The organism is Deinococcus aquatilis DSM 23025 (assembly GCF_000378445.1).
Taxonomy (GTDB): Bacteria; Deinococcota; Deinococci; order Deinococcales; family Deinococcaceae; genus Deinococcus; species Deinococcus aquatilis.
Window position 1 is genome coordinate 1 of sequence record NZ_KB899699.1, and the last position, 12421, is coordinate 12421.

Annotated in this window: 14 protein-coding genes and 1 pseudogene; 3 read left to right on the top strand and 12 right to left on the bottom strand. The window is 62.6% G+C overall.

Annotated elements, in window-relative coordinates; all coding sequences use genetic code 11:
- A pseudogene (locus F561_RS0104075) lies at positions 1-284 on the top strand (IS4 family transposase); the annotation flags it as partial.
- On the opposite strand, the gene F561_RS0104080 reads toward F561_RS0104075, so the two are convergent.
- Both F561_RS0104080 and F561_RS0104085 read right to left on the bottom strand, forming a co-directional pair.
- The gene (locus tag F561_RS0104080; RefSeq protein ID WP_157451551.1) at positions 264-626 is read right to left on the bottom strand and encodes a hypothetical protein; all 363 of its coding nucleotides are present in this window, start codon (positions 624-626) and stop codon (positions 264-266) included. The pseudogene F561_RS0104075 and the gene F561_RS0104080 sit on opposite strands and share 21 nt — an antisense overlap.
- A 224-nt stretch (positions 627-850) precedes the next feature.
- The gene (locus tag F561_RS0104085; protein ID WP_019008672.1) at positions 851-2158 is read right to left on the bottom strand and encodes an aminopeptidase; all 1308 of its coding nucleotides are present in this window, start codon (positions 2156-2158) and stop codon (positions 851-853) included.
- Positions 2159-2184: 26 nt separating this feature from the next.
- Between F561_RS0104085 and purU the strand changes: the two genes are divergently transcribed.
- Positions 2185-3099 carry a formyltetrahydrofolate deformylase gene (purU, locus tag F561_RS0104090; RefSeq protein WP_019008673.1) on the top strand — a complete coding sequence of 305 codons (915 nt, stop codon included), beginning with the start codon at positions 2185-2187 and terminating at the stop codon, positions 3097-3099.
- A gap of 259 nt (positions 3100-3358) precedes the next feature.
- On the opposite strand, the gene F561_RS0104100 is transcribed toward purU, so the two are convergent.
- The 8 genes from F561_RS0104100 to ftsE all read right to left on the bottom strand — a co-directional run bounded on the left by F561_RS0104100 (position 3359) and on the right by ftsE (position 9549).
- On the bottom strand, positions 3359-3970 hold the full coding sequence (locus F561_RS0104100; RefSeq protein ID WP_019008675.1) for an LON peptidase substrate-binding domain-containing protein: 612 nt from the start codon (positions 3968-3970) through the stop codon (positions 3359-3361).
- Between the two features lie 71 nt (positions 3971-4041).
- Complete coding sequence (trmD, locus tag F561_RS0104105) at positions 4042-4902, bottom strand: tRNA (guanosine(37)-N1)-methyltransferase TrmD (RefSeq protein ID WP_019008676.1); 861 nt, start codon at positions 4900-4902, stop codon at positions 4042-4044.
- A 9-nt stretch (positions 4903-4911) separates the two neighbouring features.
- Positions 4912-5442, bottom strand: a complete 531-nt coding sequence (gene rimM / locus F561_RS0104110) for a ribosome maturation factor RimM (protein ID WP_019008677.1) — start codon at positions 5440-5442, stop codon at positions 4912-4914.
- Positions 5443-5515: 73 nt separating this feature from the next.
- Positions 5516-5758 (bottom strand): KH domain-containing protein, encoded by a 243-nt coding sequence (locus tag F561_RS0104115; RefSeq protein ID WP_019008678.1) that lies wholly within the window; start codon positions 5756-5758, stop codon positions 5516-5518.
- A gap of 336 nt (positions 5759-6094) precedes the next feature.
- The gene (gene rpsP, locus F561_RS0104120; protein ID WP_019008679.1) at positions 6095-6343 is read right to left on the bottom strand and encodes a 30S ribosomal protein S16; all 249 of its coding nucleotides are present in this window, start codon (positions 6341-6343) and stop codon (positions 6095-6097) included.
- A gap of 140 nt (positions 6344-6483) precedes the next feature.
- On the bottom strand, positions 6484-7950 hold the full coding sequence (locus tag F561_RS0104125; protein ID WP_019008680.1) for a M23 family metallopeptidase: 1467 nt from the start codon (positions 7948-7950) through the stop codon (positions 6484-6486).
- Complete coding sequence (locus F561_RS0104130; RefSeq protein WP_019008681.1) at positions 7950-8813, bottom strand: cell division protein FtsX; 864 nt, start codon at positions 8811-8813, stop codon at positions 7950-7952. Before F561_RS0104130 ends, F561_RS0104125 begins: the two co-directional genes overlap by 1 nt.
- Before the next feature lie 52 nt (positions 8814-8865).
- Positions 8866-9549, bottom strand: coding sequence for a cell division ATP-binding protein FtsE (gene ftsE, locus F561_RS0104135; RefSeq protein WP_026298588.1), 684 nt, complete (start codon positions 9547-9549; stop codon positions 8866-8868).
- Between the two features lie 229 nt (positions 9550-9778).
- On the opposite strand from ftsE, the gene F561_RS0104140 reads away from it, so the two are divergent.
- The gene (locus F561_RS0104140) at positions 9779-11095 is read left to right on the top strand and encodes a S41 family peptidase (RefSeq protein WP_019008683.1); all 1317 of its coding nucleotides are present in this window, start codon (positions 9779-9781) and stop codon (positions 11093-11095) included.
- A gap of 114 nt (positions 11096-11209) precedes the next feature.
- Here the strand turns inward: F561_RS0104140 and F561_RS0104145 are convergent, their stop codons facing one another.
- Positions 11210-11830: a hypothetical protein gene (locus tag F561_RS0104145; RefSeq protein WP_019008684.1), complete on the bottom strand. Its 621-nt coding sequence runs from the start codon at positions 11828-11830 to the stop codon at positions 11210-11212.
- Positions 11827-12405 carry a GNAT family N-acetyltransferase gene (locus tag F561_RS0104150; protein ID WP_019008685.1) on the bottom strand — a complete coding sequence of 193 codons (579 nt, stop codon included), beginning with the start codon at positions 12403-12405 and terminating at the stop codon, positions 11827-11829. Before F561_RS0104150 ends, F561_RS0104145 begins: the two co-directional genes overlap by 4 nt.
- Positions 12406-12421: the final 16 nt, after the last annotated feature.

Consider the following 12421-nt stretch of genomic DNA (forward strand, 5'->3'; position numbering starts at 1 on the left):
AGGGATTTAAGCTGGAAAGCACCCACATGACGCTCCACGATCACGTGGAGCGCCTACTCTGCCTATTGACCCTGGCGTACGTCTGGTGCGTGCTGGTGGGGGTTCTCCAAACCTGCACTGTGAAGGCGCACGGTCGGCGAGCCTGGAGTGTGGTGACGCTGGGCCTCCGGACCCTCGTGCGGACGTTCGTCTGCATCCACGAGCGTGGGGAGGCGGAAGCCCTGCAACTCATTGGGCTTTTGAAATCCAGCCAGACGCTCAATTCAGAAAGTGTCGGGTACTGAGGTCAGAGCCAACAGAGGGATGACATAACCATTCAGGGGGTCAGGTAGGATGAGCGGAGTGTTGGCGACAATGCGTAAGACTTCGTAAATTACTGCAAATACAGTAAAGATACAGGCCCAGAATTGCTCGGCCAAATGTAACTGCCTCCTGAGCAAGATGATGAGGGTCATGATTCCCCCAAGTCCCATAAAGATGAAGAGTAATCGCCCCACCCCCAAAACGGCGTTTGGCACATACAGAATAAAGAAAATGACCAATAGTCCGACAGTAGCGTGAACTGTCATCAACCGCCGTCTGGCAGGATCGGGCTGTGCCGCAGCAGAAGAGGCTGTCCATTTCATCCTCCTCAGTTTAACTCAGTGGTATATTTCATTTCACATAAACTAACGTATATAAATAAACCCTACTGGCCATTACTGACTCAGTGGATACTTATAAACCTCCTGCCAGATTCTGTGCTGAAGAACGGCATCAGGAGAACAGATTGCGTCCCCTTGTTGTCGTTCTTCAGGAGCTTTTCGGTTGGGGCTTCAGGTGCTCTGCCCACACATTTGCTGAAATCGACTCAGTTCTGGACAAACAGTCCGTTCTCTTGCCAGACCTCTCCGTCCAGGGTGATCCGGCCACCACGCCGCAGATCGGCAATCAGATCCCAGTGAATCGCGCTGGTATTCACGCCGCCTGTTTCTGGATAGGAGCGGCCCAGTGCCAGATGCACCGTGCCGCCAATTTTTTCGTCGAACAGAATGTTGCCGGTCGGTGTCTGGATACCGCTGTTGGAGCCGATACCCAGTTCACCCAGTCGCCGTGCGCCGGGGTCAGTATTCAGGGCGGCCAGCAGGGTACTTTCGCCCTCGTCGGCGCGGGCAGCGACCACCACGCCCTCCCGGAATTCCAGCCTCGCGCCGCGCACCATCACGCCCGCATATTCGGCGGGTACGTCAAAAGTAATGAATCCATCGGCGCTGTCCTCCAGTGGCCCGGTGAACACCTCGCCGCTGGGCATGTTGCGCTTGCCGTCGCTGTTGGCCCAGCTTCGACCGCCCACACGCAGGGTCAGGTCGGTGCCGGGCGCTTCGATCCTGACCCGGTCTGCGCGGCTCAGGCGCTCGATCAGGCGGGCCTGTAGATCGCGCACCTCGCCCCACGCGGCCACCGGGTCGGAACGGTCCAGGAACATGGCCCGCATCACGAACGCGCCGAAGTCAGCCTCCGACATGCCTGCTTGCGCGGCGGCGTGCGCGGTGGGATAGAGCGTCAGGCTCCATTTTTTGCGTGCGCGGGCGGCGGCCAGCGGTGCGCGGGCAGCTGTCAGGCGGGCGCGTCGGCTGGCGTCCACCCCATCGACCTGCCCCACTTCCGGCGTCAGGATGCGGAGGGTACTGTCCATGCCCTCCATATCGGCCAATTCTGTGGGATGAAGTACGTCCAGCACCCCGTCGGCCGCCAGCGCCGCCACATCGTCCTCCTGCCCTGGATAATCCAGCCGCACCGCTGGCCGCCCGCCTGCTCTCAACACGGCGCGGGCCACCTCACGCACCAGCGGTAGGCCCGCCACGCCACCCGCAATCAGAATTCGCTGGAGGGGCTGCACGTTCAGGCAGTAGGCCACCAACAACTCCGCATGTGGACGCGGATCATAGGCCAGTGGGCTGACACTGGAAGTCGCTGGAGTTGCTTTCGGGTCGTTCTGCACGCGGGCCAGCCTACTGCACCTTTGGCTGGAAGTGAATTGGTTGTTGTGGTTGAAGGGCAGAGAAGAGGAGAAATCAGGGCCAGTCTGGGCACTGTTGCGGCGCGTTTTGCTGCATTCCCTCATGATTGCCCTCTCAGGGTTGTCTGCTGCGGTATCGACTGCCCCGGTGCTGACCATCTGGCCCGGTGCTATCCTGCTCGGCTATGACGGCCCCGCTTGACCCCAGCAACCCTACTTCCTCTGTTCCGGCCCGGCTCGATCCCAACAATACGGCCACCCTGACCATCGCCTGCCCAGACCGCAAGGGCATCGTGGCTGCCGTGTCGCAGTTTCTGCTCAATCACGGTGCGAATATTCTGCACTCCGACCAGCACACCACTGACCCCAGCGGCGGCCAGTTCTTTATGCGAATGGAATTTCATCTCGACGGCCTCGACCTGGCACGCGGCGCATTCGAGCGGGCCTTTGAAAGCGTGATTGCCCAGCCTTTCGACATGCAGTGGCGCGTGAATTACACGGCCCAGCCCAAGCGAATGGCGATTCTGGTCAGCCGCTATGATCACTGCTTCCTGGATTTGCTGTGGCGCAAACGCCGGGGCGAACTGCACATAGAAATTCCGCTGATCATTTCCAACCATGAAGACCTGCGCCGGGACGCCGATATGTTCGGCATTCCTTTTCATGTCGTTCCGGTGAACAAGGAAAACAAGGCCGAAGCGGAAGCCGAACAGGTGCGCCTGATGCACGAGGCGGGAGCCGACTTCGCGGTATTGGCCCGCTATATGCAGATTCTCAGCGGCGACTTTTTGCGGGGCTTTGGCCGTCCGGTCATCAATATCCATCATTCATTCCTGCCTGCGTTTATCGGGGCAAATCCCTACCGCGCCGCCTTCAAACGCGGTGTCAAACTGATCGGGGCCACCAGTCACTACGTGACCGAGGAACTGGACGCTGGGCCGATCATTGCCCAGGATGTGATTCCGGTCACTCACCGCGAGACGCCGGATTCATTGATGCGAATGGGCCGTGACGTAGAGCGGCAGGTGCTGGCCCGCGCCGTCAAGGCGCATGTGGAAGACCGGGTGCTGGTCTACGGTAACAAAACGGTGGTCTTTTAGAGCCGTTGGGGGAATGAAAGCGTCAGAAGCCTCTTGTTCTGACGCTTTCATTTGACAAATGCTTCAGGGCAGTTCTGCGCGATGATATTCACTCGGTCTGCTCGGTCAAAGAGACGGTCTCTTTTGCACAACTGCTGTGGGATTTGACCATGAGTTGCAGGCCGTAAGCTCCGAACTGAATGGATGAAGGCAGTGGCACGAAAACGGCGCTGAGGGGTTGTCCCTCCCGCGCCGTCTTCATGGCCTGTTGCTCACGGCCCTAGTTCAGTTCCCGCGCTCCTGCCGGAACCGTAGAAATCAGTACGTCCAAGCGGTCCAGCAGGGTCTTGCCTTCCAGCGCCTCTTCCCTCTGCTCAGGAGTCAGAGGCAGGAGGGCAGCGGCAAAACTGGCAAGCAGCAGCGGTTCGTCGGGGGCATTGTCGCGGATGGCTGCGGCGTCGCTGGGCCGGAGCCTCAGCAGGTCGGCCAGCAGGCGGCGGGCCACAGCTTCGGTGGCGGGCAGGCCCAGGGGATCGGGTTCCAACGGCCAGTCTTCTACGGTGGCGCTCAGGTACGGCTCGGTCAGGTCGAACTCCTGAATCTGGAAGCGGTCGCCGCCGACCACGATGATGCTGCTGGTGCCGTCTTCATGGCCCTGCGCCTGCATCAGGTGGGCGTAGGTGCCGACCCTGGATACCCGCTCGTGAAAAGGCAGATTGGATTCGTTGCTGGTTTCGCGCACCCGCACGATGCCGAACGGCTCGCCCGTTTCCTGCACGCGCACCAGCAGCGCCCGGTAGCGTGGTTCGAAGACATACAGAGGCAGCACTTGCCCCGGAAACAGCACGAGGTTTGGCAAAGGAAAAAGCGGGACAACCGGAGGCGCGGACATGGTGCGTTTATCCTGCGCCCTGAACGGGGGTTACGACTTGTGCGGAAGCTACAGAAGCCCTCAGGCACAGCTTACTTTTCAGGGGTCGGATCATTGGCCTGTACCTTAGCTTGGTCTTCGGGAGAAGGTGATTCCAGTGGAGCGGCATGGGTGCGCCTGCGTTTGCGTTTGGGCACGGGTGGTGGTGGGGCGTTCCAGGCCTTCAACTGCTCGTCAGGCACGCCGAGCGTCAGCAGATGGGCGCTGTCCTGGGGCGTGAGATCAGCCGAGGCCAGCAGATCCGGGCGGCGGGCCAGGGTGCGGGCCACTGCCTCCTGCCTGCGCCACGTGGCAATGGCAGCGTGATTGCCGCCGCGCAGGACATCTGGCACGGTTTCACCTTCCCACTCCAGCGGGCGGGTGTATTCCGGGTAATCCAGCAGGCCGCTGGAGAACGAGTCGGCGCGGTGTGAATCGGCGTCTCCCAGTACGCCCGGGATCAGCCGCGCGACTGCTTCCAGCACGCAGGCGGCGGCAGCCTCTCCGCCCATCATCACAAAATCCCCGATGCTCAGTTCCCGCGTGACCCTCGTTTCTACCCGTGTGTCGAACCCCTCGTAGCGTCCACACAGGAAGGCCAGATGACGCTTGCCGCTCAGTTCCTCGGCCACCCGCTGCGTGAAGGGCTGCCCCGCCGGACTGAACAGGATCACCTCATCGGCCTCGGGCAGACTTGCCAGCGCACGCTCGGCCACATCGACCCGGATCACCATGCCCGCGCCGCCGCCGTAGGGCGTGTCGTCTACTTTGGCATGTCGGTTGCCCGCAAAATCGCGCAGATTCACCAGTTGCACGTCGATCAGGCCACGTTCCCTCGCCTTTCCCACAATCGCTTCTGTGGCAAATGGGGCCAGCAGTTCAGGAAACAGGGTGAGAAACGAAAAAGTCAGCATGGGCGGCGGCTACTCTCCGGCGTCATCGTCCAGCAGGCCAGCAGGCGCGTCTTCGGTCAGCACGATCCGTACCGGACGGCCCGCCTCGGTCTGCACATCAACGTAAGGGGCCTGCAGGGGCAACAGAGCCTCCCTGCCGCCGTGCTGTACCACCAACAGGTCTTGCGGGCCAGCATCCATCACGTCGCTGACCTCGCCCAGTACTGTGCCAGCCGCGTCCAGCAGTGTCAGGCCGCGCAGGTCGTGGTAATAGAAGCTGCCCTCTTCCAGCTCCGGCAGATCGGCGTCGGCAGCATAGACGTTCGCGCCGCGCAGGGCTTCTGCTCCTTCCCGGTCAGCGATTCCGGCCAGTTGAAGGGCCACGCCGGGGGCCAGCGGATCGGCCCGGCGCACCCGCAGCCAACCGCGCCCCTCCACGTACACGCGGGGAAGGCTCAAAATCTGGCCTGCATCGCCCAGCACATACAGCTTGATGCCGCCCTGAACGCCGTGCGGCCCCAAGAAATATCCCAGCCGGGTGGTGTCGGTGGGCGCGGTCATCCCCGCCGCCCAGTTCGTATGGTGTGTGTCATCGGGCCTACTTTTTGGTCAGAAAGAAGAATGTAGAGAAGAATTACTGCTGCTTACGCGGCGCGTCGAGGTCTACATTCAGGCGTTCGCGGGGATCGCTGACGGCCCGCACGAGGGTACGGATGGCCTGAATCACGCGTCCCTGCCGCCCGATCAACCGGCCTTCCTCGCCGGGACCGACGCGCACCGCGATGGTTGGCCCACGTTTGGCAACCCGCACCAGCGAGGGTTGATCCACCACGCTCTGTGCCAGAAACAACGTCAGGTCTACGGGGTCGGTTTTCATGGGCGGCAGTCTACAGCATCTGGTCGGAGAATCGGCCTTTTTGTACGCTCAGAACGAACAAATGTTGACCCTATGCCCCCGTTGGTGGGGACACTGGAAGGGGGGTGCATGGGTTGAAAGCACCGGGTCAGGCCAGTTGAAGACCAGCGGGGTTGATTTTTAGACCAGGCACAACCACAGCGAACAAAAAACGAACAAAGCGGGCCAGAGTGGTCAAGCCGACCTTCCTCATTTTGGTTTACCTCGACGGAGGCTCAACTCCTGACGAGCAACACCATTCTTCTGGACAACAAAAAAAGCCCCCGAGGGAGCTTTGAACGAAACCGGAAGGCCGGTTTACGCGACTTTGACGCCCTGAGACTTCAGCAGGCGGCGGGCCGTCTGGGTAGGCTGCGCACCATTGGCAATCCAGTAGGCGGCGCGTTCGGCGTCGATCTTCAGGAAGGTTTCGCTGGTTTTGCGGGGATCGTAGTGACCCAGGCTCTCAATGTAGCCACCGTCACGGGGACGGCGAACGTCGGTGACGACGATGCGGTAGTGAGGGTTATGGGTGGAACCAAAGCGGGAAAGGCGAATCTTGACCATGGGAAAAACCTCGGGGAAGGATGTACTGAGGGTAAAGCGCCCGCAAGGATGGCGGGGTTCATACGCCCGTCAGCAGCCAACCGGGAGCGCACCGAGGAAGAGTATCAGACCGGGGCGGAGGGGGCAAGTGCCGAAGCGCCCTAAAACCCCGGATTCACGGGTTGCCGGGTGGCTCCGTTGACCCTGTTCAACTGGAACGCCATCCGGTCGGGGCCGAAGATGGGGCTGCCGCCGATTGCGCCGAGCGGTGTGCCCTGAGCGACGCGGTTGCCCACGCTGACCTGCGGGTCTTGCAGGCCGAAATAGGCGCTGACCGTTGCGCCATGATCCACCAGAATTACCCAGCCGAGACTGTTGTAATAGGTGGCGGCAATCACGTTGCCCGCAGCAGTGGCGGCAGCCTGGGTGCCTCCCGGCGCACTCAGGACCACCCACTGCGCTCCGTTGGCACCGTACCCCTGCGACACCTGACCGCCTGGCAGAGGAAATCCGCTGGGGCCACTGCTGGGCGGCAACGGCGCGATCTGCTGCTCCACCTCGACCTGCGCGGCCTCAGCCTCCTGCTGCTGCTGCGCCAACCGCTGCTGCTCCTGCTGCACGGCGGCACTGCGCTGGGCGGCGGCGCGGGCAGCCTGTTCCCGTTGCAGGCGTTCGCGTTCCTGCTGCTCGCGCACGGCCTGAATGCGGGCGGCCTCTATCCGGGCAGCGCGTTCCTGTGCTACACGCACGGCAGCCAGGCGGGCGGCCTCAATCCGTGCGCGTTCCTGAGCTTCCCGAATTCGGCGCAATTCGGCCAGGCGGCGCTGACGCTCCTCTTCCAGGCGGCGCTGACGTTCGGCCTCGATCCGTGCGCGTTCCTGCACCACGGCCCCAACCAGATTGTCGATGGTGCGGCCTGTCAGCGCCTGCTCGGCCTGGGTCTGGGCGGCCAGAGTGCGCTGCCCCTGTTCCGATTTTCTCAGACTCGCCAGCAGTGTCTGCTGCTCCTGACGGCGTTCTTTGAGGTTCGCCAGCACCTCGGCCCGCTGCGTCTGGAGGTCTTTCAGGGTAGCGGTCTGCTGGGCTTGTTGGGCCTGCTGCTGTTTCAGTGCAGCGACCTCGGAGCGCAGCGTTTCGATGATCTGCACATTATATTTCCCGGCCATGTTGTTGTAATTGAGCCGAATCAGCAGGTCGGACAGGCTGCGGGACTGAGAGAGCAGTTGCAGGTAGCGTCCACTGCGCTCGCGGTAGAGGGTGTTCAGAATCTGGCGCACGTCTTCTTGCAGGCGCGAAACCCGCGTTTCGGTGCGGCCTTTGGCAGCGGTCGTATCGGCCAGCAGTCGCTCGGCCAACTGGGTGCGGGCGGCCAGCGTCGCCACCTCGTTCACCAGTTGCGTTACGTTGCGGCCCAGCCCGTCCAGACGCGTCAGGGTGGCCTTTTGCTGCACGGTCAGGTTCTGGATGGTGTTGCGGACCCGCTCCAATTCCTTCGCCTGCGCCGCATTCAGTTGCCGCTGCTGCTGGAGGTCTCGCTGCAACTGCTCCAGACGCTCCGAGGTGGTCTGGGCACCGGCCAGCAGCGCCGCCGATACCAGCAGCAGGACGGCCTTTCGTCCGACCCGCACTATTCCAGCTCCTGAAGGTAGCGGCGGGAGGCGAACAGGCTTCCCAGCAGGCCGATGGTGATGCCCAGCAGGGCCACGCCGCCCAGAATGGGTGCCAGAACGGCGGGGTCGGTGACGACGGGAAACACAGGCGCAAGGAGCTGTACGCGGCGGGCCAGTCCGAAGTAGGCAGGGGTCAGGACGGCCAGCGCCACTGCTCCGGCCAGCACGCCCAGCAGCACGCCCTCAATGACATGCGGCATCCGGATAAAGCCGCGAGTGGCCCCCAGCAGACGCATCACGCTGATCTCGTTGCGGCGGGCATACATGGCGACCCGCACGGCGTTCAGGATATTGAACAGGGTGCCCATCAGCAGCAGCCCCACCAGGCCGTATCCGGCAGCGCGAATGGCGGTCAGCGCACGCACGGTGGGATCGACGTAGCCCGCGCCGTATTCCACATCACCGACGCCCGGCAACCGCGCAACGGCGGCGGCCACCACCCGCGAATCCTCTACCCGGCCCACCCGCATCCTCACCGTGGTCGGAAAAGGATTGCCCACCAGTGTCACGGCGTCGCGGGCATACGGAGAGTCGCGGGTCATTTCCTCCAGCACCTCCTCGCTGCTCACCAACCTCGCCTCGCGCACCTGCGGGAAGCCCTGCACCTGTTTGAGGAGCGCCGCCCCGTCGGTGCCCACATTCAGGAAGGCCGCCACTTCCACTTGGGATTCCAGTTGCTCCAGCGTGCGGTTGACATTCAGCGTCAGCAGCAGCACGAACCCCAGCATCAGTAGCGTCAGGGTCATGGTCATCAGGGTGGCGAGCGTGGCCGTAAAATTGCCGCGCATGGCGACCAGTGCTTGCCGGAAGTGGTAGGTCATAGAAGCTCCGGTGAGAGGGCGATCTGAATTCCGGTGGCAAAGAATGGGAGGTTCACAGCGCGTACCCGCCGTAAGGGTCGTCGCGCACCAGTTTGCCCTTCCGCAGCGTCAGCGTGCGGTGCCGGAAGGTTTCCACGAGGTCGCGGGCGTGCGTCGCGACCACCACCGTCGTACCGCGCAGATTCACGTTTTGCAGCACCTTCAGTACTTCGCGGCTGTTGTCTGGGTCCAGGTTTCCGGTGGGCTCGTCGGCCAGCAGCAGCGGCGGATCGGACACGATGGCGCGGGCAATCGCCACCCGCTGTTGCTCGCCCTGCGACAGTTGCAGCGGCAGCGCGTATTTTTTGTGTTCCAGGCCTACCGTTCTGAGGGCCGTCGTGACCCGTGCGGGCCATTCGCGCTGCGCGACCCCCGTGACGCGCAACGCGAAGGCCACGTTGTCGTAGGCGTTTAGGTGCGGCAGCAGGAGGTTTTCCTGAAATACGGTGCCCATGCGGCGGCGCAGCAGGGCCGTGCGGCCTCCCCGGTAATGGGCTAGCGCCTCACCTGCCACACGCACTTCACCCTTGCTGGGCAGCGCCCGCTTCAGGACCAGATTCATAAAACTGCTCTTTCCGGCCCCGGAATGGCCGACCAGATACACGAATTCGCCTTTGCCGACATGCATACTGATGTCGTCGAGGGCCAGCGTTCGGGTGACGGGATATTCGAGGGTGACGTGTTTGAAATCGATCATGCGCTTTCCCCGGCAGCGGATAGACAGGGCAGCGTTATTGGGAAGAATGAAGTCATGCTCGTGGTGCAGCATAGCCCAGCCTCTTCACCGAACCATGAAGGCCGCCTCATGAGGGTGGGCCGGGGGACGTGTCCGGCCACCCTTCCGTTCCAGTACCGACGCCCCCTGACCTACAGGCTGGTAACTTCGGCCTCAAACGTCCTTCACCTGCACGCACTATCCTGACGCCGTGAACGCAAAACGCTTGACGCTCGTGGCCGGAACGCTCGTTGCCACTGCCGCCGTCGCCTACGCGCAATTGGGCGGCTATACGCAATCTGATCTCACCAAAACGGCCACAGGCAAAACCCTGCTTCAGGTGATCGGTGATCTGAACCAGTATTACCTGTATCCCGTGGACCAGGAAAAGCTGCTGCGCGGCGCGATCAACGGCGCCATCGGCAGCCTGAACGACGAATTCACCTACTACAGTGAACCTGCCAACAACGCCGTAGACCAGCAAAACCTCAGCGGCGAGTTCTACGGCATCGGCGTGACGCTGGTGGCGGCCAACGCCGACGGCACGGGCGGCAAGATCGACAACGTGTACAAGAACGGTGCGGCAGCGGCCAACGGCGTACAGATCGGTGATGTGTTCGTCAAGATCGCTGATACGGAAGTGCTGACCAGCAAACTGGATGAAATCGTGCGGCTCGTGCGCGGCACCAAGGGCACCTTCGTCAACGTGACCTTTGCCCGTAACGGCAAGCCCTACACCGTGAAGATGGAGCGCCAACCCGTTGTCATCGTCAGCGTCGAAGAAACCATTTTGCCGGGCAACATCGGCTACATCGCCCTGAACACCTTCTACAACGAGAAGGCCAGTGAACAGTTTGCCGCTGCCGTGGCAGACATGAAGAAGAAGAACGTGACCAAGTTGATTCTTGACCTGCGCGACAACGGCGGCGGCCTGCTCAGCGCGGGTGTGGATGTGGCCGACCAGTTCCTGCAAAAGGGAAATATCGTGAGCCTGCGGGAGCGCAACGGCAAGACCACCGTGTACGGCAAGGCTGGCAAGCGCAACAGCGATTACACCGGCAAACTGATCCTGCTGGTCAACAAGAACAGCGCCAGTGCCAGCGAGGTCGTCAGCGGAGCCTTGCAGGATGAGAAGCGGGCCACCATCGTCGGTGAGCAGACCTTCGGGAAGGGCGTGGCCCAGATTCCGATCACCACCGTAGACGGCGGCAAGGTTGCCATCGTGAACAGTGCGTGGCTGACGCCGCTGGGCCGTGAGATTCACAAGAAGGGCATCACGCCTGATGTGGTCGTCAAAGACACCCGCTACGTCACGCCCCTGAACTTCAGCGGCAGCGGCATCACGGCGGGCAGCAAGCTGACCCTGACGGTGGCAGGGAAGCCCGTGACCGTCACTGCCGACAAGGAAGGCAAGTTCAGCTACACGGGCGAAGTCAAGCGCCCCAGCCGCAGCACCGTACAGGGTGAAGCGGTGGTGGACACGCAGAACGACGCGCAGTTGAAAAAGGCGCTGGAACTGCTGAAGTAAACAGGCGGTAAGTGGTGAGTGGGCCGGGGCATCTGCTTCCGGCCCACTGCTTTTGGTAAATGTCTGAGGCTGTCAGACACCGTTTTTACGGCCCAGAGCTGATGACCTGAAGCTTCAGTCCCAGTCCCACTTGCGCCAGTCGCTGGGCTTGGCGGTGCCTGCTTTTGCCCGGCTGGGTTCCGGCTCCGGCTTTTTCGCTGCCGGGTCGGGATACCACGCATAGGCGGCCGCCAAGGCCGTATCCAGCCGCGCCCGCAGCAACTCCGCCAGGGTGGCTGATTCCCGTGCGCTGACTTTGCCGATTTCCGCTTCCAGCCGGGCTTGCAGTTCTGCCAGCTTGGGCAGATACGGCTCGCGGGCTTTTTTTACTGCCCCTTTTCTCAGCGGTTCGGGGTGAATGACAGGGCGGTAGCTGCCAGCAGCGGCTTCCAGCAGGGCGGCGCGGGCCAGAGTGCGGGCGGCTTTAGCTTTCTCTGCGCGTTCGCGGGCGTCGGCGGCGCGGGCCTGACCGATCAGAAAATTCTCGTCGCGTTCGGCTTCCTCTACCCTCGCTTCGGTATACAGCTTGACTGGGGGCAAACGTCGGCGGCCCATTTTCAGTCCATTGGGGCGGGTCGCGTCGTGCGTGCCCAGAAATTTGGCGATCAATGCCGCCGTCCAGCCGCGCTCCTTCAGGTCCTGGGTTGCCAGAAATCCGGCTGGATTCAGAGGCTGTTTTTCAGGCTTGGTGCTCATAGTCCAGAACTTTCTCGCTGCGCCCTTTCCCAGTCGGCGCACAGCATGTCCAGCCTCACGCTGTCGTAGCGTTGGCCTGCGACCACCCGCGCTTCCCGCACCCGCCCCGCTTCCCGGAATCCCAGCCGCAGGGCTGCCCGGATCATGCGCTCGTTGCCGCCCCAGGTGGTAAAAGTGACGACATGCGCGTTGGTTTCCTCGAAGGTGGCCGTGACCCACAACTCCAGTGCCCGCGTGCCCACGCCGCGCCCCCAGTGGGCCGGGTCATAGACCAGAATGCCCAGATCCCACCAGCCGCCGCCCGCCGGAGCTTCCTCGGAGCGGTTGACCATCCCGATGCACACGCCGCCCACATCGATCACGCGCTCGTTGGGGTCTGGGGGCCGAGTGCCCAGCAGTTCCACGTAATCCTGCATGGCAGCAGTCGTGCTGGCTGCATGAAAATACGGCGCGTCCCACTTGCGCCACGCGGCTTCCGGGTCGGCCAACCAGCGCCGCAGCGTGGGCAGGTCGCGGGGGCGGCGGCCCCGAATAGACACGTCGGTGGGGGAGGGGGCGTCGGGCGGCAGGGTCACGGGCGCATCATGGCAG